The sequence below is a fragment of the Micromonospora sp. NBC_00860 genome (assembly GCF_045207375.1).
GTDB classification, from domain to species: Bacteria; Actinomycetota; Actinomycetes; order Mycobacteriales; family Micromonosporaceae; genus Micromonospora; species Micromonospora vinacea.
The window spans coordinates 3,832,695-3,856,265 of record NZ_CP108825.1; the positions used below are offsets into that span (position 1 = coordinate 3,832,695).

General features: G+C 69.6%; 18 protein-coding genes and 1 pseudogene. 10 read left to right on the forward strand and 9 right to left on the reverse strand.

Annotation, left to right across the window (positions count from 1 at the left end; genetic code table 11):
* The first annotated feature begins 26 nt into the window (after positions 1-26).
* Complete coding sequence (locus OH804_RS17570; protein WP_406058172.1) at positions 27-1,175, forward strand: glycosyltransferase; 1,149 nt, start codon at positions 27-29, stop codon at positions 1,173-1,175.
* A 59-nt stretch (positions 1,176-1,234) separates the two neighbouring features.
* On the opposite strand, the gene wecB is transcribed toward OH804_RS17570, so the two are convergent.
* From wecB to OH804_RS17585, 3 genes are read right to left on the reverse strand one after another with little or no spacing between them, the layout of a single operon-like run.
* A complete protein-coding gene (wecB, locus tag OH804_RS17575; RefSeq protein ID WP_196922101.1) occupies positions 1,235-2,359 on the reverse strand; it encodes a non-hydrolyzing UDP-N-acetylglucosamine 2-epimerase in 1,125 nt (374 codons plus the stop codon).
* 22 nt (positions 2,360-2,381) lie between these two features.
* On the reverse strand, positions 2,382-3,506 hold the full coding sequence (locus OH804_RS17580; RefSeq protein WP_196922100.1) for an NAD-dependent epimerase/dehydratase family protein: 1,125 nt from the start codon (positions 3,504-3,506) through the stop codon (positions 2,382-2,384).
* Positions 3,500-4,540 carry a polysaccharide biosynthesis protein gene (locus tag OH804_RS17585; RefSeq protein ID WP_269215308.1) on the reverse strand — a complete coding sequence of 347 codons (1,041 nt, stop codon included), beginning with the start codon at positions 4,538-4,540 and terminating at the stop codon, positions 3,500-3,502. The genes OH804_RS17580 and OH804_RS17585 overlap by 7 nt, the downstream gene beginning before the upstream one ends.
* Positions 4,541-5,092: 552 nt before the next feature.
* Here OH804_RS17585 and OH804_RS17590 point away from each other — a divergent pair.
* From OH804_RS17590 to OH804_RS17605, 4 genes are all read left to right on the forward strand, one after another.
* On the forward strand, positions 5,093-5,740 hold the full coding sequence (locus OH804_RS17590) for a NeuD/PglB/VioB family sugar acetyltransferase (protein ID WP_196922099.1): 648 nt from the start codon (positions 5,093-5,095) through the stop codon (positions 5,738-5,740).
* Positions 5,737-7,029 (forward strand): glycosyltransferase, encoded by a 1,293-nt coding sequence (locus OH804_RS17595; RefSeq protein WP_406058175.1) that lies wholly within the window; start codon positions 5,737-5,739, stop codon positions 7,027-7,029. The genes OH804_RS17590 and OH804_RS17595 overlap by 4 nt, the downstream gene beginning before the upstream one ends.
* A 365-nt stretch (positions 7,030-7,394) precedes the next feature.
* A complete protein-coding gene (locus tag OH804_RS17600) occupies positions 7,395-8,222 on the forward strand; it encodes a glycosyltransferase family 4 protein (RefSeq protein WP_307788641.1) in 828 nt (275 codons plus the stop codon).
* Positions 8,223-8,618: 396 nt separating this feature from the next.
* Positions 8,619-9,845, forward strand: a complete 1,227-nt coding sequence (locus OH804_RS17605; protein ID WP_406058178.1) for an O-antigen ligase family protein — start codon at positions 8,619-8,621, stop codon at positions 9,843-9,845.
* 21 nt (positions 9,846-9,866) lie between these two features.
* Here the strand turns inward: OH804_RS17605 and OH804_RS17610 are convergent, their stop codons facing one another.
* The 3 genes from OH804_RS17610 to OH804_RS17620 are packed head-to-tail and all read right to left on the reverse strand — an operon-like array spanning position 9,867 to position 13,478.
* On the reverse strand, positions 9,867-11,051 hold the full coding sequence (locus OH804_RS17610; RefSeq protein ID WP_196922095.1) for a glycosyltransferase family 4 protein: 1,185 nt from the start codon (positions 11,049-11,051) through the stop codon (positions 9,867-9,869).
* 3 nt (positions 11,052-11,054) lie between these two features.
* Complete coding sequence (locus OH804_RS17615) at positions 11,055-12,524, reverse strand: lipopolysaccharide biosynthesis protein (RefSeq protein WP_196922094.1); 1,470 nt, start codon at positions 12,522-12,524, stop codon at positions 11,055-11,057.
* 18 nt (positions 12,525-12,542) lie between these two features.
* A complete protein-coding gene (locus tag OH804_RS17620; protein ID WP_307788827.1) occupies positions 12,543-13,478 on the reverse strand; it encodes an NAD-dependent epimerase/dehydratase family protein in 936 nt (311 codons plus the stop codon).
* Between the two features lie 320 nt (positions 13,479-13,798).
* Here OH804_RS17620 and OH804_RS17625 point away from each other — a divergent pair.
* Together OH804_RS17625 and OH804_RS17630 are read left to right on the forward strand one after the other, a co-directional pair.
* Positions 13,799-15,048, forward strand: a pseudogene (locus OH804_RS17625) (zinc carboxypeptidase); the annotation flags it as partial.
* Between the two features lie 130 nt (positions 15,049-15,178).
* A complete protein-coding gene (locus OH804_RS17630; RefSeq protein ID WP_231393782.1) occupies positions 15,179-16,090 on the forward strand; it encodes an NAD(+)/NADH kinase in 912 nt (303 codons plus the stop codon).
* Positions 16,091-16,188: 98 nt separating this feature from the next.
* Here the strand turns inward: OH804_RS17630 and pgm are convergent, their stop codons facing one another.
* Both pgm and glgC read right to left on the reverse strand, forming a co-directional pair.
* Positions 16,189-17,832: a phosphoglucomutase (alpha-D-glucose-1,6-bisphosphate-dependent) gene (pgm, locus tag OH804_RS17635; protein WP_406058180.1), complete on the reverse strand. Its 1,644-nt coding sequence runs from the start codon at positions 17,830-17,832 to the stop codon at positions 16,189-16,191.
* Between the two features lie 31 nt (positions 17,833-17,863).
* Positions 17,864-19,096, reverse strand: a complete 1,233-nt coding sequence (gene glgC / locus OH804_RS17640) for a glucose-1-phosphate adenylyltransferase (protein WP_091401467.1) — start codon at positions 19,094-19,096, stop codon at positions 17,864-17,866.
* A 72-nt stretch (positions 19,097-19,168) separates the two neighbouring features.
* Between glgC and glgA the strand changes: the two genes are divergently transcribed.
* Positions 19,169-20,374, forward strand: a complete 1,206-nt coding sequence (glgA, locus tag OH804_RS17645; RefSeq protein ID WP_231392581.1) for a glycogen synthase — start codon at positions 19,169-19,171, stop codon at positions 20,372-20,374.
* Between the two features lie 12 nt (positions 20,375-20,386).
* Here the strand turns inward: glgA and OH804_RS17650 are convergent, their stop codons facing one another.
* On the reverse strand, positions 20,387-21,331 hold the full coding sequence (locus tag OH804_RS17650; RefSeq protein WP_406058182.1) for an inositol-3-phosphate synthase: 945 nt from the start codon (positions 21,329-21,331) through the stop codon (positions 20,387-20,389).
* Between the two features lie 83 nt (positions 21,332-21,414).
* Here OH804_RS17650 and OH804_RS17655 point away from each other — a divergent pair, with 83 nt between their 5' ends.
* Positions 21,415-22,665, forward strand: a complete 1,251-nt coding sequence (locus tag OH804_RS17655; RefSeq protein ID WP_406058184.1) for a DUF222 domain-containing protein — start codon at positions 21,415-21,417, stop codon at positions 22,663-22,665.
* 79 nt (positions 22,666-22,744) lie between these two features.
* Entirely contained in the window at positions 22,745-23,539 is a 795-nt protein-coding gene (locus OH804_RS17660; RefSeq protein WP_406058186.1) for a hypothetical protein, read from the forward strand.
* The last annotated feature ends 32 nt before the right edge of the window (positions 23,540-23,571 follow it).

The window sequence follows — 23,571 nt, forward strand, 5'->3', positions numbered from 1 at the left end:
CCAGTCCGCGACGGTTACGTATCGCGGTGCTGGTCAAGACCAACGCGGGCGGAATGTGGCTGCTCCCCCAGGTGGAAGAGCTGCGGCACCGGGGGCATGAGGTGGCCGTGGTGCTGCCGCCCGGGTCCGGTCAGCTCAGCGACGAACTGGAACGCCGGGGCATCGAGGTGCTCGCCTCGCCGTACGACTTCACGATGGGCCGGTACCTTCCCATCGGGCTGTTGCGGCTACGTGCGCTGCTGCGCCGGCTGCGCCCTGACGTGGTGCAGTACCACCTCATCGCCTCGGCGTACGCGGTGCGGCTGGCCACGCTGGGTCTGCCGGTGCGTCGGGTGCACATGGTGGCCGGCCCGGCGTATCTGGAGTCCCGGCTGGTCCGGTCAGTGGAGCGGATGATGTGGCGGCTGGACGATGTGGTGATCTGCAGCTGCCGGTATGCCTCCGTCCGGTACGGGGAGCTGGGCTGCCCGCCGCAGCGACGCCCGGTCGCCGTGTACGGGGTGGACACCGACGCGTTCAGCCCGGACGCGACTGGCCCGGACCAACGGGCGAAGCTCCGCGCAGAACTGGGGATCGACCAGGCCGCATTCCTCGCGGTGATGGTCTCCCACGTCTACCCGCCCATGCGTCTGGTCCGCTCGGGTCGGGGCGTGAAGGGGCATGAGGTGCTGCTGGCCGCGTGGCGGACGTTCCGCCGCCGGCACCCGGACGCGCATCTGTTGCTGGTCGGGGGCGGCTGGACGGCTGCCGGGGAAGACTACCGGCGGCGGCTCAGCGATCAGTTTGGCGTGGCCGGCGATCCGGGGGTGACCTGGGTCGAGTCGGTCCCGGACGTGCGGCCCTGCTACGCCGCCGCCGACGTCAGCGTCTCCCCGTCACTGTGCGATGGGCCGGGATCGGCAGTGGAGGCCGGTTCGATGGGCGTGCCGAGCATCGTCAGTGCCGCTGGCGGTCTGCCCGAGGCGATCACCGAACGCTCCGGCTGGGTAGTGCCACCGGCCGATCCGGTGGCCCTGCTTGGCGCGCTCGACGCGGCGTACCAGGGCTGGGTCACCGGCACACTCACCCTGCGCGGCCGGTTGGCCCGCCGACACGTGCGGGCGTCCTTCGACGACCTGCGGGCGGCGGCCGAGGTGGCCGACATCGTGGAGGACGTGGCGGCCCGCCGCCGCTGAGCATGGCGCCGGGCGGCCGGTGGTCGGTCCCGCCGGACCACCGCTCGCCCGCCGTGGGGTCAGTGCCGGATGCCCGCCCAGTCGTGGTGGCGGCGCACGGTGGAGAGGATGAAGTCGACCACCCGCCGGGAGGTGTCGGGCACCTGGTAGTCGACCGGGCACGGCACCCCCTGCGCGGCGACCTGCGCCACCGTCACCGCCACCGCCTCGACCACGCCCTGCGGGTCGAGGCCGGTCATGATGATCCCGCCCGCGTCGAGCGCCTCGGGGCGTTCGATCGACTCACGCAGCGTCACCGCCGGGAAGCCGAGGATGGCAGCCTCCTCGCTGATCGTCCCGCTGTCCGACAGCGTGCAGTACGCCATGGTCTCCAGGTGCACGTAGTCGAGCAGGCCGAACGGCTCGTGGAAGGCGATGCCGTCCATCGCGGTGGCGTCCGCTGCCAGCGCCTCCAGCCGCTTACGGGTCCGTGGATGGGTGGAGACCAGCACCGGCAGACCCCAACGGTCACGGACCGCGACCAGGCAGTCGAGCAACCGCCGGAGCCGGTCGGGCCGGTCGACGTTCTCCTCCCGGTGCGCGCTGACCAGGAAGTATCCGCCCCGGTCCAGTTCCAGCTGACGCAGGATGGTCGACTTGCCGATCGCTGCCTGGTAGTGCTCCAGCACCTCGCGCATCGGTGAGCCGGTGTGCAGGATCCTTCGCGGGTGCAGGCCCTCGGCGAGCAGGTTGCGCCGGGCGTGTTCGGTGTAGACCAGGTTGAAGTCGGCAACGTGGTCGACCAGCCGCCGGTTCGTCTCCTCCGGCACGTTCAGGTCGAAGCAGCGGTTGCCGGCCTCCATGTGGTAGACCGGCACCCGCATCCGGCGGGCCATCAGCGCGGCTATGCAGCTGTTGGTGTCGCCGAGTACGAGCAGCGCGTCCGGCCGCACCTCGGCGATCGCCGCCTCCATGCCGACGAGGACCCCGCCGAGCACCCGACCCAACGACGACGTGTCGACGCGCAGGAACCGGTCGGGCTCCCGAAGGCGCAGTTCGGTGAAGAACACGTCGGAGAGGGTGGTGTCCCAATTTTGCCCGGTGTGCACCAGCACGTGGTCGACGGTTTCGTCGAGCCGGCTGAGCACCCGGGACAGCCGGATGATTTCAGGACGGGTGCCGACGACGGTCATAACCCGGGTCATATGTTCTTCCTCCGCAGGTCGATCACCGGACGCCGGCCGGCACTCGGTGCTCGTCACCGACCGACTCCGGCCACGTGTCGGGCCGCTCCGAGTCGAACAGCTCATTGGTCCAGAAGAGAGTGAGCAGCTCGTCCTGGCCGGTGTTGGTGATGTTGTGCGCCCACATGGTCGGCATGTCGATCACGACCGGTTCATCACCGCTCACCCGAAACCGGATGACCTCGGTGTCGCCGATCCGGCGCAGGCTGATCTCGGCCGTGCCACGCAGCACCACGAACCGCTCCACCTTGGCCAGGTGGAAGTGCTCGCCCCGAGTGATGCCGGGTCGGGTGGTGGAGCAGAACGTCTGCCCCGCTCCACCGTGCGTTTTCACCGTCTCGACCAGCGCACCCCGGGCGTCGGCCCTGGTGGGCAGGGCGAGCGGGTAGTGCGCCGGGAAGCAGTGCGACCGGTACGTGTTGAACAGCCGTACTTCGTGCCGGTTGTGCAACGGGGGGATCTCACCGGTGCGGTAGACGCCGGCGTATGAGCCGAGCTGGTCGGCGAGGTCGCGGACCCCGATCCGCAGCGCCGGCATCGCCGGGTCCCAGGAGCCTCCCGCCGCGACGCCGGCCAGCCGGGCCGCCGCGTCGGTGACGTGCACCAGGTCCATCTCACGGTCGGCGTGCACCTCCGGCTGACCGCCCTCGGCGAGCACCCGGCAGAAGGTGGCGACCGCCGAGTTGTACCAGGGCCGGCCGTGCTCGCCGTACAGGTTGGGCAGCAGCAGGTCGTCCAGCGGCACGCCGGTGTCGGCGAGGATGCTGGCGGCGGCGGCCTTGGCGTCGCCGTACGGGGTGCCGTTGCCGGCCTGCACCGAGTTGGCGAAGACCACACCGATGGGCGGGTCCGAGCAGGCACGCAGGCCGCTGGCGAGCTGGGCGGCGAGCTGGACGTTGCCGGCGGCCACGTCGGCGGGTTCACCCCGGTTGACCCCGGCCAGGTGCAGCACCCGGTCCACTCCGGCGATCTTGCGGGCGACCACGGCCGGGGCGGCGAGGTCGGCGCGGGTCAGCACTGTCGGCTCAGGCCAGCCGAGCGCCCGCAGCAGGACCCGCAGGTGCCAGCCGAGGAAGCCGCCGGCGCCGGTGACGGCGAGGCTCAGCACGCCAGCGCCGGATCGCGCAGCGCCAGCTCCGCCCGGATCTCCGGCAGCGTCTTGAGCAGTTCCACGATCTCGGGTACGCCGAGCCGGGTGGCATTGGCCGAGTTGAAGTCCTCGCGGGGCCTCTCGCCCAGCTCACCCTCGGAGACGTACAACGCGTAGTTGAGGTCCCGCGCGTCCAGCGGCACCCGGAAGAAGTCACCGAAGTCGTCGGCCTGGGCCAGTTCTTCCCGGCTCGCGAGGGTCTCGTGCCACTTCTCGCTGTGCCGCACGCCAATGATGTCCAGCTTGAACGGCACCTCGAAGAGCTGGCAGACCGCCTCGGCCAGGTCGCTGATCGTGCAGGCGGCGGCCTTGCGAATGAACACGTCGCCGGGGCGGGCGTTATGGAAGGCGTGCTCGACCAGTTCGACCGAGTCGGCCAGCGACATCAGGAAGCGGGTCATGGTGGGTTCGGTGACGGTGGGCGTACGGCCCGCCTTGATCTGCTCGATGAAGAGCGGGATCACTGAGCCGCGCGAGTACATCACGTTGCCGTACCGGACGCAGGAGACGGTGGTGGCGCTGTTGGGGTTGTTCCGGGCGTACGCCTGGGCGACCTTTTCCATGAGCGCCTTGCTCATGCCCATCGCGTTCACCGGGTAGACGGCCTTGTCGGTGCTGAGCACGACCACCGAGCTGACGCCGTTGTGGGCGGCAGCCTCGACCACGTTGCCGCTGCCGAGGATGTTGGTGCGTACCGCTTCGAGGGGGAAAAATTCGCAGGACGGCACCTGCTTGAGTGCCGCTGCGTGGAAGACGTAGTCGACCCCCCGAGTGGCCCGCAGCACGGTGTCGACGTCGCGGACGTCGCCGACGTGATAGCGCACCCGATCGTCGCCGAGGGAACGCCGCATGGCTTCCTGCTTGGCCTCGTCCCGGCTGAGGATCCGCACCTCGGCGACATCGCGGTCGAGCAGGCGCCGAGCCATGGTCTGTCCAAAGGATCCGGTCCCGCCGGTGATCAGTACCCGGCGGCCCGCGGTCATCACGCTCATCGGTTCTCCCGTTCGTTATCCGACGGGCGGCTTCCACCCGCCAGCCCCTGACGGAGCACTACGCGCTGCACGACCGGGGCACCGGCAACCGGCGGCCAGGTTGGTTCCCCACCGGTCACGGCCATCCGGCTCAACGAATGCTCTGAGCAGCAGATACGGACCGGCGTGAGCCGGCGCGCGCCGCACATGCCCTCAGCGCCACCCCGGACCCGGCCGAAACTGTTTGCGGACGCATCCCTACGACGGCAGGGCGTGGCATCGTGTCGCAGAGGATCGCGACATCGAGGCGGTGTTCGGCGCGGCGATCATCTGCCACCTGCGACGCCCAGGGCCTGCGATACAGCGGGCCGCCAGACATGGCTGCGCCTGCCGCGAGCGACCGAAAGATTTCATTTCTACCGTAACGTCCCGGTGTTAATTGACGTTGACGGGGTGGGTCCGTCTCGTCGTGGCGAGCCGGCGCGCAGAAGCCTGCCCCGCAAGACGGATCCGCCCACCTGTCGACAGCACCGGAGACGTAATTGTGGATCTTCTTTGCGAGAGGAACCGGTCATGGTCACGGACCTCGTGATCGTGGGCTGCGGTGGACACGGCCGGGAAGTTCTCACGATCGTCCAGGCCGTCAACAAGGCATCCAAGGCCGGATCCGGCTGGCGGATAGGTGGCTTCGTCGACGATGCGCCGAGTGAGGTCAACCTGAAGCGCCTACGCGCACTCGGCGCCGACTACCTGGGCCGGATCGACGTTCTAGCGACGCTTCCGGCGGAGACGCACGTGGCCCTTGGCATCGGCGACCCGCGCGGAAGGCAGACAGTGGTCGACAGGATGGCGGCATATCCACGGCCCGCAGCGGTGCTGGTGCATCCGGACGCGACGGTGGGACCGGACCTCGTCCACGGCGAAGGGCTGTTGGTCTTCGCCGGCGCGCGGATCACCACCAACGTCGTTCTGGGCCGGCACGTCCACGTCAACCAGAACGCGACAGTCGGACACGACTGCGCTCTCGGTGATTTCGTATCGATCAATCCACTGGCCGCCGTCTCCGGCGACTGCCGGGTGGACAGCGGTGCGCTGGTCGGCGCTGGCGCCGTCGTCCTCCAGCAGCGTCACGTCGCGACCGGCGCCACCGTCGGCGCGGCGGCCTGCGTCGTCCGGGACGTCCCGTCGCACGCCGTCGTCAAAGGGGTACCAGCCCGATGAACTCCCACTTCGCACGTCCGGAGATCCTCCGCCCCTACGTGCCGGAAGATGGATCAGAGGAGAACATCCGGCCCCTGCGGGTGGCTGTCCTCGTCAAGACCAACGAGGGCGGGATGTGGATCCTGCCGCAGATCGAAGAGCTTCGCAGACGGCGCCATGAGGTAGTCGTCATTCTGCCGCCCGGGCCGGGTCGGCTCACCGTCGAGCTGCGGCGACGAGGCTTCGAGGTGGCCGAGTCGCCGTTCGACTTCCGCGTCGGCGCCCCCAGCCTGCGCAAGCTGCTCGGCCTACGGGCACTGATTCGCCGGCTACGTCCGGACGTTCTCCACTATCACCTGCTCGCGTCCGCGTTCGCCGGCCGGATCGCGACGCTCGGCCTGCCGGTCCGTCGCGTGCACATGGTCGCCGGCCCGCTCTACCTGGAGTCCCCGCTCATCCGTCCGTTCGAGCGCCTGCTGTGGCGGTTGGACGACGTCATCATCTGCGGCTGCCAACACGCCGCAGACCGGTACGGGGAACTGGGGTGCCCACCCGAGCGTCGAACGGTCGCGACCTACGGAGTCAACACCGACCGCCATCGACCGGACTGGCTCGCCCCCACGGCCACCCCGGTCGCCGGCCTCGACTTCGACCCCCGGGTCCCCGTCGAGGCGCGAGCGAAGGCACGCGCGGAGTTGGGGATCGGCGCCGACACGTTCCTCGCCATCATGGTCGCCTACGTGTATCCACCGATCCGACTCGTCAACCGGGGCCGCGGTATCAAGGGACACGACCTGCTCTTCCCGGCCTGGCGTCGGTTCCGCGAGCGCCATCCGAACTCGCACCTTCTCGTCGTCGGCGGCGGCTGGGCAGAGGAGGGTGAACGCCATCGGCTCGAACTGATCGACCGCTTCGGGATCAACGCCGACCCGGGTATCACGTGGTTGGAGACGGTGGACGATGTTCGCCCCTGGTACGTCGCCGCAGACGTCAGCGTCAGTCCGTCGCTGGGCGAGAGCCACGGGGCGGCCGTCGAGGCCGGAGCCATGGCGGTACCGAGCATCGTCAGCCAGGCCGGCGGCCTACCGGAAACGGTCGACGAGCAGTGCGGGTGGGTGGTGCCGATGGACGACATCCCGGCGCTGACCGACGCCTTGTCACAGGCCCACACGGCGTTCGAGGACGGCACGTTGGCCGATCGGGGGCGTGCGGCGCGAAGCCGGATGGTCGAGTTGTTCGACAACCGCAGGTCGGCGGTGACGGTCGCCGACACCATCGAGGCTGTCGCCGTCCGTGGGCGGCGCCGGTGAGAGTGGTCGTCACCTCCGAGGCCCGATTCTCCCGTACTCCCGATGGCGCGGTGTGGACGACCGATGGGCCGGACCACGGCTTCTGGGTCCGGTACCTGACGACGTTTCACCGGGTTCGGGTGATGGCTCGGGTCCGCGAGGTGACGGCTGCACCGGACGGCGCCCGGCGAGTCGACGGGGACGACATCGAAGTGTGGCCCGTGCCGTACTACGTCGGGCCGCGGCAGTATGTCTCGGCTCGGCCAGCGATTCAGGCAGCCGTTCGCGGAGCCGCGACGAATCACGACGCGGTGATCCTGCGAGTGCCATCAGCCATCGGTACGCTCCTGGCGGGTCACCGCGGTCGCCTACAACTGCCGTACGGCGTGGAAGTGGTGGCGGACCCGTACGACGTGTTCGCGCCCGGCGTCATCGAGCACCCGCTACGCCCCCTGCTGCGACGCCGGTTCGCGGCCCGGCTGCGCCGGGAGTGCCACTCGGCGATCGCCGCCTCGTACGTGACCGAGCGCCATCTGCAGTCCAGATACCCGAGCCGCCCCGGTGCACTGGCCGTGGCGGCGTCCAGCATCGACCTCCCGGCACCGGCCTTCGCGCCGGCGGGCCGCGGACACAGCTGCCGCGTTACGCACCACATCATCACTGTCGGCACGATGGACCAGATGTACAAGGGTTTCGATACCCTGATCACCGCGGTCGCACAGTTGGACCGCGAGGGCGTTCCCGTCCGGTTGTCGCAGATCGGAACGGGGCGATTTCAGCCGCGACTCGAGCAACTCGCTGCCCGCCTCGGCGTGGCGGACCAGGTCGCGTTCGTGGGTTGGGTTCCCCCGGGAGAGGCGTTACGCCGGCGGCTGGACGACGCCGATCTCTTCGTCATGCCGTCCCGCACCGAGGGACTCCCCCGAGCTCTGATCGAGGCGATGGCCCGCGCCCTGCCGGCCATCGGGACGAGCGTTGGCGGGATTCCTGAACTGTTACCGCCAACGGACCTGGCGCGGCCCGACGACCCGGAGGGTCTAGCCCGGATGATCCGCGAGATGCTCCGGGACCCGGAGCGGATGACCACGGCTTCGGCTCGCAACCTCGCGCACGCCCATCGGTACTCCCGGGCGTCCCTCACTCCCCGGCGTGATGCCTTCTACCAGGCCGTGCACGACGCAACGGCGGGACGGGTGGTGGCGCGCTCGGCCTGACACAGGGCCCGCCAGCCGTCCCCAGTGGAGCGGAAACTGGCCGACCGCGTCGCATTCATGGTGACGACAACGGGCGTGTGGGCTCTACCCTTGGAGCCCGAAACCGCCTGATCGCCGGACAAACACTGATATACAGAACCGGGTTATGCCGTTCGGCGGCTGCAATGTGACGCCTTCAGATCGGAATTTCACGTGAGGCGTCGGCCAACGGCAGCGCAGCCGCAGACAGACAACGAGGATCGTGCCGGCCTGGCGTCGGATCGAACAGGCGGAGAGACAATGAGTCACCTGAGGCCCGAGGAGTCGACGCGTCGTGTCAGCGTTCGGGAGATCGAGGGCCGGCCCGTACTGGCGACTGAGTGGCCTGGACTGCTGCTGCTCGGCTTCACCGTCTTCATGGCCGCCTGGGACCCGTTCTGGTCGCTCTGGTACGTGGGGCCCGCCGCCGCGGTCGCGGTGCTGATCAGCGGTCGGATGCCCCGCCTGCGGCTTCCGGATCTCCTGGCGATCACCACCTCCGCCTGGGCCTTCGCCACTCTCTTGTGGACGAGCAACGAGGAGGTGACGAGAAAGGCGGCCTACATGTACGCCGCAGCGTGCTGTCTGTTCGTCGCTGCCCGACACGTCATCGCCGCTCGGCCTCATCAGCGTTTCATAGGCCTGGCCTTCCTCGCTGGTTGCCTCGCAACCGGTGTCCGTCTGATCAACGAAAACGCCTCGGGACGCCAAGGTGCGGCGCTCCTCGATCTCACGCTCCGCGCCGGTATCGAGGGCATCACGGTCAACTTCACGGCCTACACCCTCGTCACAGGGGCACTGGCCGCGATCCTGCTGATCATCTGCCACGGCCGGTCGTTGGTGGTCAAGGTCGCCTCGCTGACCGCCATGGCCATGTTCGGTTTCGGTATCCTCCTGGGTGGGTCGCGGGGGGCAGCGATCGCCCTGACGTTGGCAATCGTCTACCTTGCGATCAGCCGGATGGCCCCCCGGGCCTCGTGGATCGGCGTCGGGGTGTGCGCGATGGCCGCGATCGTCGTCGTAGCGGCGGGCACGACGCCGCAAAGTGGGACGGCATGGCTGGACGGTCTCTTCGGACGACCCACCGGCGACATGTCCGGGCGACTGCTCGTCTGGCCCGAGGCACTGCACAGCTGGCAGGAGTCGCTCCTCACCGGTATCGGTGCAGGCATCTTCCGGGAGAACAGCCCGTACAACATCGGCGCACACAACCTCGTGTTGAACCTCGGCAATGACCTTGGCCTGGTTGGCCTGCTGCTGTACGTGGGAACAATCGCCACCGCGATGGTCGCCGCGGCGCGAACCGGTGCGACGCAGCGACGACTGGCGGGGCTCACCGTGGCCGCGCTTCTGCCGATCTGGCTCAGCGGTGAATGGCAGACGTCGCAGGCCGCCTGGCTGCTCCTTGCCCTCGTCTCTGCGACCGCGTGGACCAATCCGCCAGCGGCGGGCCAGCATCGCAGACCCCGCACCCAGACCTGGCGGGCAGCGGTCGGCGGTTCTCGGACGGTGGCTGGCCCGAGGTTCGCGGCAACGGCGGCCGAGCGCAAGTTCGCCGGCGAGAGTCGACCGAGCGTCCCAGTGCGGTCCGGTGCCGGACGCTGACGCGGGATTCGCTCGGCCGGTTCAGCGCACCGCTTGCAGGAAGGCGTTCATCGGCTCGGCGTAGGCCCGGTAGTCGAAGGAGCGCAATGCACGCTCCCGCGCCGCCCGCCGCATCCGGCCACGCTCGCCGGGAGCGATCCGTGCCGCTGCCAACAGGACCTCGGTCAGGTTTTCGACCGAGTAGTCCGCGCAGACGATACCTTCCTGGCCAGTACGCAGATAGCTGCCGAGATCGCTGGTCAGGTTGGCGATGACCGGGGTGCCGTTGGCCAAGCTCTCACAGAACTTGGTGGGGAATCCGGCCTCGGAGAATCTGGCCGGACGACGCATCAGCACGCTGAAGTCGGCCCGCCTGATCTCTGCGGGCACCTCCTGCTGTGCGAGGCGGCCGAGGACTTCGGTGCTGGTGGGCACCGGTCCGCCGAGCAGCTCCCGGACCTGCGCCACGCTCGGCCCGAGCACGCGGAGGCGGATCCGTACCCCCTTGCTGTCCACCCGGTCGACGGCCTGGACGATGGCCGCCAACAGATCCTTACGCCCCGGCGTCCCGGCGTAGACCAGGCTCAGGTCGAGCGAGTCGTCGACCTGCCGCTCGCCGATGGTCAGGCCCTCGACGTCGAGCGTCGGTGGGACCCTCAGCACCGGCACCCCCCGGCATCGGTAGTGCTCTTCGAGGAAGGAGCTGATCGCTATCACCCCGTCGCAGCGGGGGTAGTGGTAGCGCAGGGCGACCTTCGAGCTCAGGTGCGTTGGTCCGATGTATGAGGCCCGCAGTTGACTCAGGCTGTACCACTCCACGATGTCCGGAATCAGCGGAACCTTGTGCCGTTGGCACCATCGCCGCAGGTGCAGCATGTACTGCGCACCACCCCCGTAGACGAAGACGTGAGACGGTTTCGTCGGCTGCGCGTCCAGCCACTGGGTGATGCGGCGGCCGCGGCGCAGGAACGCCTGAGCCGCGTCGCTGAAGGTACGGCCGGCCGACGCGGGTTCTTCGTCCAGTCCGACGTACGAGACCGAGCCCGGCCCATCCACCCCGTCGAGCCGGGCTGGCTGAGCGGGTCCGCCGGCGCCGCTGACGACCACGACGTCGTGACCGCCCGCGGCCAGCGTGCAGGCCATGCCGTTGACCCGTCGCGATCCCGCCTGCCCCCAGGGAAAGGAGAACGGGCCCGTGTAGGCGATCCAGCCCTTCCGCCGGATCATCGGTCACCCGTGGACCTGGAGCGGCGCTTCATGATCATCGAGTCGGCCTTTCTCGTCGTGTCGATCGTTCGACCGGTGAGCTCCCGCTGGGCTGTGCAGCAGAAGCGCCCTGCGGTAGCCGTAGAGTGCGGCCGGCAGCACGGTCAGCAGGTAACAGCCGACGCCGATGTACGGGACGACTGAGATCCCGTACCACCCGACGCCGTACCACTTCGCGACGACCGACAGCACCAGGTAGAGCCCCCAACCCAGCAGTTGTGGTCGCACCACGCCTGCGGCGTTCTGCACCATGAACCGGGGTGAGATGGCGGCGAGCATGACCAGCCATGCGGCCAGGCCGATCAACAACCACCGGTCCTGCCCGATCGGCACGCCCAGCCAACGGAAGAAGAGTCGGTCGCCCACGAGAACGAGACCTGCGGTCGGCACGAGTGCGCAGCACACGGAGACGTATGTCATCCGGCGGGCGGTGCGCCGGACCCATTCCACCTCGCCGCGAGCCAGGGAGTCTCCGTTCATCGCCCACAGGGGGACGTTGACCAGCGTCACAAGCAGGCCGAGCTGGGTGACGAAACGGGCCGGAACCGCGTACTCGGTCACGCTCTCGAGACCGAGGCGGTGCGCGATGATCAACGTGTCCGCATTCGTCGCCATTGACATCACGATCGTCAGCACGAAGAACAACCCGCCCAGGCCGAGGAGTTCCCGGGTGAGCCTCCCGGTGGCCCTGCCGGCCCACGGAGCGAGTTCAGGCACCCGCCAACCGAAGGTCCACACCGTGTTCACGACGTTCACCAGCACCGGGCCGACGACAGTGGCGGCGACCACCACCGTCGCCGACATCCCGGCCGCGATCGCCGCGAGCGCGAACGGCAGCGCAAGCCCGGCGCCGACGCCCTGCCAGATGTTGCTCAGGCCCACCTGCTGGCGGGCGTACTGCACTCGATTCACCAACGACAGTGGAACGTTCACCACGAATGCGGTCAGGCAGATCAGGGAGATCGAGCGCGCCTCCGCCGGGCTCACCGCACCGGTCACGTTGAACACGGCATCCCACGGAACGCGACCACCCAACAGCCAGAGCAGGGCGGTGATCGCCCCCGCGGTGCCCCCCAACACCAGGTACGCGCTGGACACGTAGCGGCGGGCCCGCTCGATGTCACCGGCCGCGAGGCACGGTGCCAGCTTCGTCATCAGACCGTTGCCCAGGCCGAGGTCGGCGAAGGCGACCATGCCGGTGAGCGCGGTCACCGCCATCCACAGGCCATAGCGGTCGGTGCCCAGGTACGACAGCGTGGCCGGAATGAGCAGGAGCGGCACGAGAACATTGGTGCCCCGGCTCAAAACGGCCGTACCTATTCCGGAGATGAGTCGGCGGCTGCGGATCCGGTCCGAGTCCTGCGGCGCGACGGCCTGGACGATCCGATCGTCGACATCGGGCCCCTGGCCAGCGTCCTGCGCGGCACGGTGCATGCGGGGCCCGAGCCGAGGTCAGCGGCCCGCAGGCACGCGGCCGGACATCCAACTGACGGTGGCCTCCAAGCCGACACGCAGCGGGAAGCGACGAAACTCAGGAAACAGTTCCTGCAGGCGGGAAGAGTCGGCCTGCGAGTCGTGCACGTCACCGGCCCGGGACGGGCCGCACACGACCTCCAGCCGACGCCCCAGCACCGATTCCAACTCCCCGATGAGCTCCAGCAGCGAGATCCGCGCACCGAAGGCGAGGTTGACCACGTCCGGTGACGACACACCGCGGAGGATCGCGTCGACGATCACCGAGGTGACGCTGCCGACGTAGGTGAAGTCGCGCGTCTGCGTGCCATCTCCGTGCACCTGCAGCGGACTACCGTCGAGAGCTGCTCGGACGAAGCGTGGCACCACCGCGGCGTACGCGTGATCGGCCGCCTGGCGCGGCCCGTAGACGTTGAAGAATCGGAATGGCAACACCTTCATGCCGAAGCAGGAGGCGTACGCGATGGCGTACGCCTCGGTCGCCAACTTCGACACCGCGTACGGGCTCACCGGCATCGGCCGCAGACCCTCCTGCCTGGGCAGGACCGGGTTCGCGCCGTAGACCGACGACGACGAGGCGAGTAGAACCTGGGGCACCTGGTGCCGCCGAACCGCCTCCAGCACGGTGAGAGTCCCGGTGGCGTTGGCGTGGTGGCTGCGCAGTGGATCGTCGATCGAGCGCGGCACGGAACCGAGAGCGCCGAGGTGGACCACGCTCGCGGCACCGGAGAGGGCGTCGTCGAGCACCTCCGGATCCAGGATCGTGCCGGCCACCAGCCGCACGGGAACGTCAAGCAGATTGTCGAGCGAGCCCGTGGAGAGATCATCCACGGCCACGACCTCGTCGACCTGCGGAGTGTCGACGAGCGCACGTACCAGGTTGGAGCCGATGAAGCCCGCTCCCCCGGTTACCACAACCTTCAACGGTTCTCCTTGGGCTAGCCATGTCGTGAGCCTCAGGCCCTCGGGCCTGTGCGCGCACACGCGTCGGCGGCCCCGTCGCCATCTGCCCACTCAACGACACGGATTCGGTCAAGTTACGCAAACGGGGATAAGCGCTCGCCGATTCACGCCTCCACCCGCGGTCGCTCGCCGCAGTCACACCGATACGTTCAGACGCCATGCAACCCATCGACCGTTTGACATCGATCACGCCACGCCGAAGGCTCGCGCCTACAGGTCCTTCACCCAAGGAGGCGCGATGAGACCGAGACGACTGGCGATCGCCGACGTGGCCGCACCCGCTCAGCGTGCTTTCGCATTACGAGGCGGTGGTCTGGGAAACCGGCGACGACGTGATCCTGCGCTCCCCCGGTCAGGTGGCCGGCACGACGGCCGGGGCGGCACTGGAGACCGAACTGGCCGTTCGGGACTACCTGAACGAGGGCGGCAAACTGCTGGTCAGCGGCCAGTACGCGTTGTTCGCGCAGGGCGCCAACGGGTCGTACGTCTATCACCCGGACGCGCCACCGGAGTGCACCGACGCCGTGGCCGCCAGCTGTCTGCCGCTGTTCGCCGACTTCCAGCAGTACTGGCTGGGCGCGCACACCTACGTCAGCGACGGCGGAGCCGGCCCGGAGGGAAAGCCGTTCCCGGTCGCCGGGACCGACGCGCCGTTCACCGGCTTCGACGGGCAGTTGAACGCTTCCAGCTCGGCGGAGAACCAGGCGCACACCGGGTCGCTCCTGACCACGTCGAGTTTCCTGCCGCCGGACGAGTTCCCGCAGTTCGCCAGTTCCGCGCTGGTGGGCTGGGCCCGACCGGGCGGCGCGCGCCGTTCGATCCGCGGACGGGTGAGTGGTACCTGTACAGCGGGCAGACCGACGAGTCGTACAAGCGGCTCACGCGCACGGTGGACCTCACCGGGGCGAGCAGCTCAGAGTTGCGCTTCTTCACCTCCTACGAGATCGAGCAGGACTGGGACTTCATGTTCGTCGAGGCGCACGAGGTGCATAGCGACGACTGGACGGCCCTGCCGGACGCCAACGACAAGACCAGCACGGTCACCGGGGACAGCTGCGCCGAGGGTTGGGTGGAGCAGTTGCACCAGTTCCTCGCGCACTACCAGGGCGCGGACTGCTCCCCCGCCGGGAACACCGGCAGCTGGAACGCGGCGACCGGGTCGTCGGGAGGCGGGAAGGAGTTCGTGGTCGACCTGTCGGGCTACGCCGGTAAGCAGGTCGAGGTGTCGATCACGTACGCCTCGGACTGGAGCACCCAGGGTCTCGGCGTCTTCCTGGACGACGCCCGGGTGCTGGTTGACGGGTCGACAGTGGCGGAGACCTCGTTCGGGTCGGCCGACCTGGTCGGCTGGACGGTGGCCGGCCCACCGCCCGGCTCCGCTGGCAACGCCAACGACTGGTCGCGTAGCCAGCAGACGTTCGAGGAGTGCTCGGTGGTGGTCACCGGGGACACCGTGTACCTGGGCTTCGGGTTGGAGTGTCTGCCTCCGGCGGCCCGCGATGACCTGGTCGCCCGCTCGCTGACCCCACCTCACCGGGCAGCCCCGCCCCGATGGCGGCGAGGTGCGCCGACGGTCCGCGGACCGTCGGCGCACCTTCGGTGTACGCCGGGTACGGTCACCGCCGATGTGGTGAGCTGTACGGGTGTCGGGTCTGGGACTTGTGCTGCACCCCACCCGGGATGTCACCGAGGTGGTCAGCATCATCGAACGGTGGGCGAAGCGTCACCACAAGACGCTGATGGTGCGCGAGGAGGACCAGCATCGCGTCTCGTCCTGCATCGTGCCGGTGCCGGCGGACGAGGTGGCGGCCCGCGCCGACGCCCTGATCAGCGTCGGCGGCGACGGCACCATGTTGGGTGCGCTGCGCTCCGCCGTCCTCGACCCGAAGCCGGTGCTCGGCGTACACCTGGGTCATCTGGGGTTTCTCGTCGAGATCGAGCCGCCGGAGCTGCCCGACGCGCTGAGCCGGTTGCTGTCGAAGGAGTTCACCATCGAGTCGCACGCCTGCCTCGCCTGCGACGTGTGTGGCGACGACGTGGTGGCGTTCAACGACATCGCGCTGGTGCGCCAGCCCGGCTCCGGCTTCGTCAGCGTCACCCTCGCCATCGACGGCCAGCAGTACGGCTACTACCGCAGTGACGCCGTGGTGGTCAGCACCCCGATCGGCTCGACGGCGTACAGCTACGCCGCCGGTGGTCCACTGATCTCCCCCGCCGCCGACTCGGTGGTGATCACGCCGTCGGCGCCGATGGCCGGCATCTCCCGGTCCGTGGTGCTCTCGCCGGACGAGAAGATCCGGCTGGAGCTCCGACCCGACTCGTCGCCGGTCGTGGTGGAGATGGACGGGCTGGTGTTCCGCGACGCGGCGACGGAGGGGGCCGTGGACATCACGTACCGCCGCAACGCCGGCCTCGTGGTCCGTTTTGACCCGCTGCGCTACCAGGAGCGCAACCAGTTGAAGATGACCCTGCTCGACCTGCCGTTCCTCCCCGAGCAGCTCCGCGAACTGCTCCCCGAGGAACTACGCCGACGCACCCAACAAGAAATCCCCCCACCCTGCTAACCCACCCCACCCTTCACCCGGTTGATCAAGAGGGTTGCGTTACGCCGCGTGGCGTGTCATGACGCAAACCTCTTGATCAACTTTCTGGACGAGAGGGCTCAGGCCTGGGCCAGGACCGAGTCCACCAGGTTCTTGGCCTCTTCTTGGATCTTCTTGAGGTGCTCCGGGCCCTGGAAGGACTCGGCGTAGATCTTGTAGACGTCCTCGGTGCCGGACGGGCGGGCGGCGAACCAGCCGGACTCGGTGGTGACCTTCAGGCCGCCGATCGGTGCGCCGTTGCCGGGGGCGGTGGTCAGCGTCGCGGTGATCGGCTCACCGGCGAGCTCGGTGGCGGTGACCTGCTCCGGGGAGAGCTTGCCGAGCACTGCTTTCTGCTCCCGGGTGGCCGGGGCGTCGATCCGGGCGTACGCGGGGGCGCCGAAACGCTCGGCCAGCTCCGCCCAGTGCTCGCTCGGGCTGCGCCCGGTGGTGGCCTGGATCTCGGCGGCGAGCAGGCAGAGCAGCAGGCCGTCCTTGTCGGTGGTCCAGGTCGAGCCGTCACGGCGCAGGAACGACGCCCCGGCGCTCTCCTCGCCACCGAAGCCGACCGCGCCGTCCAGCAGGCCGGGCACGAACCACTTGAAGCCGACCGGCACCTCCAACAGCGGCCGGCCCAGGTCGGCGGCGACCCGGTCGATCATCGACGAGGAGACCAGGGTCTTGCCCACCGCGGCGGCCGGCCCCCACTCGGTGCGGGTGCGGAACAGGTGACGAATCGCCACCGCCAGGTAGTGGTTGGGGTTCATCAGCCCGGCGTCCGGGGTGACGATGCCGTGCCGGTCGGCGTCGGCGTCGTTGCCCGTGGATATCTGGTAGTCGGCCCGCGCGGCGATCAGCGACGCCATCGCGTTCGGCGAGGAGCAGTCCATCCGGATCTTGCCGTCGCCGTCCAGGGTCATGAACCGCCAGGTCGGGTCGACAGTGGGGTTGACCACGGTCAGGTCCAGACGGTGCCGCTCGGCGATCTCACCCCAGTACGCCACGCTCGCGCCGCCCAGCGGGTCCGCGCCGATCCGGATCCCCGCGTCGCGGATGGCGTCGATGTCGATCGCCGCCGGCAGGTCGTCGACGTAGTTGGCGAGGAAGTCGTACTCCCCGGTGGTGTCGGCGGCCCGCGCCCGCGCGTAGGTGATCCGGCGGACCTCCTTGAGCCCGGCGGCGAGGATGGTGTTGGCCCGGTCCTGGATCCACCGGGTCACGTCGGTGTCCGCCGGCCCGCCGTTGGTGGGGTTGTACTTGAAACCGCCGTCGTCGGGCGGGTTGTGCGACGGGGTGATCACGATGCCGTCGGCGAGCCCGCTGGTCCGCCCCCGGTTGTGGGTGAGGATCGCGTGCGACAGCGCCGGGGTCGGGGTGTAGCCGTCGCGGCTGTCCACCAGCACGGTGACCCCGTTGGCGGCGAGCACCTCCAGGGCGTCCACAGCGGCCGGCGCCGAGAGCGCGTGGGTGTCCCGGGCGAGGAAGAGCGGCCCGTCCAGCCCCTGCTCGCGCCGGTAGTCGCAGAGCGCCTGGGTGACCGCCAGGATGTGGTCGGAGTTGAAGGCGTTACGCAGGCTGGAGCCGCGGTGGCCGGAGGTGCCGAACGAGACCTGCTGCGCCGGGTCCGCGGGATCCGGATGCTCGGCGTAGTAGGCGGTCACCAGGCGCGGCACGTCGACCAGGTCGGCGGGCTCGGCGGGCTGGCCGGCACGGGGGTGGGTCACTGCGGGAACCTCCTCGGGGAGTACCTGTCGGTCACGGCACGACCTTCTGGCCCTTGCCGATCACCACGATGCCGTTGTCGGAGACGGTGTAACGCTGCCGGTCCTTCTCCAGGTCGACGCCGATCTCGACGCCCTCCGGGACGAACACGTTCTTGTCCAGGATGGCCCGCCGGACCACAGCGTGCCGGCCGATCTCCACACCCTCCATCAGCACCGAGCCCTCGACGTGCGCCCAGGAGTGCACCCGCACCTTCGGCGAGACGATCGAGTTCTCCACCAGCGAGCCGGAGATCACCACACCCGGGGAGACCATCGAGCCGACCGCCCGGCCGACCCGCTCACCCCACTGGTGGACGAACTTCGCCGGCGGCCACGGCGGCTGCTCCGTGTAGATGGGCCAGTCGAAGTTGTACATGTTGAAGACGGGGTGCACGTTGATCAGATCCATGTGCGCGTCGTAGAACGAGTCGAGCGTTCCCACGTCCCGCCAGTAGCCGCGATCACGGTCGGTGCTGCCCGGCACCTCGTTGTCGCGGAAGTCGTAGACGTTGGCCTCGCCGCGCTCCACCAGCATCGGGATGATGCTGCCGCCCATGTCGTGCTTGCTGGACTTGTCTTCGGCGTCGCGCTCGACCGCCTCGCAGAGCGCCCGGGTGGTGAAGACGTAGTTGCCCATCGAGGCGTAGATCTCATCCGGCGCGTCGGGCAGGCCGACCGCGTCGGTGGGCTTCTCCCGGAACGCCCGGATCCGCTTGCCGTCCTCGCCGACCTCGATGACGCCGAACTGGTCGGCCATCGACAGCGGCTGGCGGATCCCAGCGACGGTCACCGCGGCACCGGAGGCGATGTGGTCCTCCACCATCTGCCGCGGATCCATCCGGTAGATGTGGTCGGCGCCGAAGACGATCACGTAGTCGGGCTGCTCGTCGTTGATGAGGTTGAAGCTCTGGTAGATGGCGTCGGCCGAGCCGGCGAACCACCACGGGCCCCGACGCTGCTGCGCGGGCACCGGGGTGACGTAGTTGCCGAGCAGCGTGGACATCCGCCAGGTCTTGGTGATGTGCCGGTCGAGGGAGTGGGACTTGTACTGGGTCAGCACGACGATCTTGAGATAGCCGGCGTTGGCCAGGTTGGAGAGGACGAAGTCGACCATGCGGTACATCCCGCCGAACGGGACGGCCGGCTTGGCCCGATCCGTGGTGAGTGGCATCAGGCGCTTGCCCTCCCCACCCGCCAGGACGATCGCGAGCACCTTGGCAGCCATGCCCCGACGCTATCCACCCGCGTCCCACTTCACCACTCGTACGGGGAGTCTTCTGCACTAGGGTGCGAGGTCATGACGGAACGCACCCCTCTGCGCGTTGACCTTCTCACCCGCGAGTACCCACCGGAGGTCTACGGCGGCGCGGGCGTGCACGTCGAGTACCTGGCTCGGGAGTTGCGCCGCCTCGCCGACGTGCGCGTGCACTGCTTCGGCCTGCCGCGCACCGAGCCGGGCGTCACCGCGTACGCCGAACCGCCCGGCCTGACCGGCGCGAACGCCGCGCTGCGCACGATGGGTGTGGACCTGGAAATGGCCGCCGGCGCGGCCGGCACCGACGTGGTGCACAGCCACACCTGGTACGCGAACCTGGCCGGCCACACCGCGAAGCTGCTGCACGGGGTGCCGCACGTGGTGACCGCGCACAGCCTGGAGCCGCTGCGGCCGTGGAAGGCGGAGCAACTCGGTGGCGGCTACGCGCTCTCCTCCTGGATCGAGCGCACCGCGATGGAGGCCGCCGACGCGGTCATCGCGGTCAGCGGCGGGATGCGCAACGACGTGCTCACCGCGTACCCGCAGATCGACCCCGACCGGGTCCGGGTGGTCTACAACGGCATCGACACCATCCAGTACGCCCCGGATCAGGGCACCGACGTGCTCGACCGGCTCGGCGTCGACCCGTCTCGCCCGAGCGTGGTCTACGTGGGCAGGATCACCCGGCAGAAGGGGTTGCCGTACCTGCTGCGGGCCGCCCGGGAGTTGCCGGCGGACACCCAGCTCGTCCTGCTCGCTGGCGCGCCGGACACCGCCGAGATCGCCGCCGAGGTGGAGGAGCTGGTCGCCGAGCTGCGGGCCAACCGCTCCGGCGTGGTCTGGGTCGCCGAGATGCTGCCCAAGCCCGAGGTGATCCAGGTGCTCACGCACGCCACCGTCTTCGTCTGCCCGTCGGTCTACGAACCGATGGGCATCGTCAACCTGGAGGCGATGGCCTGCGAGACGGCGGTGGTGGCGACCGCGACCGGCGGCATCCCCGAGGTCGTCGCCGACGACGAGACCGGCCTGCTGGTGCCGATCGAGCAGGCCACCGACGGCTCCGGCACCCCACTGGACCCGGACCGCTTCGTGGCCGACCTCGCGGTCGCGATGAACACGCTGCTCGCCGACCCGGCGCGCACCGAGCGGTTCGGCCTGGCCGGCCGGCAGCGCGCCGTACGGCACTTCTCCTGGGACGCCATCGCCCGGCAGACAGTGGAGGTCTACCGCTCCGTCGGCGCGGCCTGAGGCAGACGGACGTTAGATCGCCGTCCCCGGCGGCGACTTGAACAACGAGGTCGCCTCGGCAGAGTGGCCACCACGCCCGTTCCGTAGCGCGCTGGCCGCGATGCGGATGAGGTCGATGTTGACGCCGGCGGCACCGCTCGGGTCGTGCACCTTCAGCTTCACGTCGAGGCTCACCGCTGTCCCACCCCAACCCTGCGCCTCGAGGTTGAGGTGAGCCACCTTCTGCGACGCGAGATGCGGCAGGTATCCGAGCGGGGCCACCTCCACGTTGTCCGCCCCCGACAGGGCGTTGAGCTTGGACTGCTTCTTGGTGTTGGGGTTCTCGACCAGGTTGCGGAAGTCCTCGGTGCCGCCCAGATTGACCTGGTAGGAGCTGACCAGGGTGAGGCCCCGCTCCGCGAGGAGCCGCAGCAGCGCGTTGTGCAACACCGAGGTGCCGAACTGGCTGGCGAGGTCGTCGCCGAGCAACGGCAGGCTGGCAGCCTCGAAGCTGTCCAGCAGTTGTGGATCGCGGGCGACCGGGTCGGCGGTGGTGTTGATGAAGGCGACACCCGCCGTGTGAGCTGCCACGGCGTACGCCCGGGCGGTCTCCGGCCGGCCACTCGGCGCCGAGTAGAGCAACACCTCCGCCCCGGCCAGCGCCGCTGCCACCCGCGGCACCTCGCTCGCGTCGACGAGGCCCTTCGTGACCGGCACATCCGCTCTGGGCAGGTCACAGTTCAGCCGAGGAAAGTTGTTGGGCGGCAGGAAGATTGCCTCGGTGACGTCCCGACCGATCTTCTGCTCGGACGTGGCGAAGGCCGCCACGATGTCGATGTCCCCCACCCCGAGCCCGTCGATCATCGGCCTGCGGATTCCGACCAGGCTGCCGCCCTGGCGGTACAGAGCAAGCCCCTGCACCAGTGCCGACGTGTTGTTACCGACCCCGACAACCGCGACCTTCACCCGTTCGATCATGGCCGGAGGCTACGTCACCCCGGCCCGGCGATCCGCTCCCGCCAACACCGGAACATGTCGTACAGGTGTTCTAGTCTCTCATCGTGATCGATGCGTTGGGGCAGGCCGAGGCCGCGGTGGCCGCCTGCTTCGACACGCCCACCTGGGCCGTGGGCGAGCACGATCTCGTGGCCGCATTGGATGCGACACATCGCTTGGAACAGCGCCTGGCGGCGGTCAAGCTGACCCTCGTACGGGAGCTGGACGGCCGCGGCACCGCGACGACACAGGGCGCGTCCTCGACCGCGGTGTGGCTGCGCGACCGGCTGCGCCTCGGGGTCGGTGCCGCCCGTCGTCTGGTCGAGCTGGCCGCCACGCTCGACACCGCGCCGCCCGGGGTGCGGGACGCATTGGCCGGCGGGGTGGTCGACGTGGAGCAGGTCCGGGTCATCGCCGCCACGGTCGATACCGTCCACACCGCCGCCGGCACGGAGGCTGCCGACAAGGCCGTCGGCGTCCTCGTCGAGTGGGCGGCGCAGTTCGACGCCACCCTGCTGCGCAGGCTCGGCACCCGTATCCTCGACCACGTCGCCCCGGACGTCGCCCAGGCCGCCGCCGAGGCGGCGCTGCGGGCGCAGGAGTCCCGGGCCGCCCGGGATCGGCACGTCACGATCAGCGAGCAGTCCGACGGCCGGCTACGCCTCGCCGGCATCCTCGACACCGAAGCCGCCGCCGCGTTGCGCGCCGCCATCGACCCGCTCACCACGCCCACCGGGCCCGACGACTCCCGCACCCCGGGGCAACGCCGCCACGACGCCCTGGCCGACGTGTGCCGGCTCGCCCTGCGGACCGGTGAGCTGCCCGAGAACGGCGGCGACCTCGCCCAGGTCGTCGTCACCACCGGCTACGACGAGCTGACCCGACAGCTGGGTACCGCCGCTCTCGACGCCGGCAGGCACCTCAGCGCCGAGGCCGTGCGTCGGCTCGCCTGCGACGCCGCCATCCTGCCCGCCGTGCTCGGCGGCGCCGGCCAACCACTCGACATCGGCCGACAACGCCGGCTCATCACCGGCCCGCTACGCCGCGCCCTGGTGCTCCGCGACCGGGGCTGCGCGTTCCCCGGCTGCGACCGACCACCTCGCTGGTGCGACGCCCACCACATCCAACACTGGGCCGACGGCGGCGACACCAGCCTCGACAACGCCGTCCTGCTCTGCGGCCACCATCACCGACACGTGCACCACAGCGACTGGGCCGTCCGACTCGGCGACGACGGGCACCCCGAATTCATCCCGCCGGCCTGGCTCGACCCCGAACAGGTCCCCCGCCGTAACCAGTACCACCGACGCAGATAGCCGAAGGCGGAGCAACAACAAGCGGGGGGCGCGGGTATTCGCTCGACGCCCTGATGGCCGGCTGCCACGATGCTGAGCCATGGCGGACGACGGGCCGAACAGACGTTCTCTCGCGACGTGGGCGGACGTCGATCCGGCGCGGCACCCGTTCGACCCGGTCGAGATGTCGGTGGCGGTCCCGGCGCTGGTCCCTCCGCCGCCTCCCCGGCCGGCCTTCCACGACCGTGGGTGGGTCGGAGAATCGGAAGCCTTCGCCTGGGTCGAGTCCGTCGGCGTCCTCCTGTCCGACAGGTACGGCCCGTGGGCCTACCGCTGGCACTGGGGGCCCTGGGAGAGGGAGCAGTTGGGGTTCGTGACCGACCGCACCCCGACGCCGGCTGACGCGCCGGCGTTCGTCGCCGACTCGCTGCTGGCCTGGCGACGCTGGTTGGAGAGCCTGGCTGAGCGTTTCGACCACATTCTGCCGTCGCTCGATCCGACGCGGGCCGCCGGTGCGGCGGATGTCGTCGCCGCCTGGGAGGCCGCCGTCGCGCAGCTGATGACGTTCGCCGCCGCTCCTGTCGTCGACAACCACCGCTGGCCGGGATGGTGCGACAGCACCCTGCGGTGGTTCCTCACGGCCACCGGCATCCCGCCGGAGCGGGCGCAGGCTGTGGTCGACGGGGCGCTCGAACGGTTCGGCTGGTGGGCGCCGCTGACGCCGATGGCGATCGACGGCGTCGCCGAACGGGTCGCACGGAACGTGCTCAGCCCCGCCCGGATCGTGCCGGCCGACAACTGGCCCGACACCTGGCCACAGGGTTGGCCGTCCTGGCGGGCGACGAACACCGGCTGGGGTGCGAGGCCGCCGTCCGACCGCAGGCGCTACAGGTGATCTCATCCCACCTGCACCAGGAAGACGCGCAC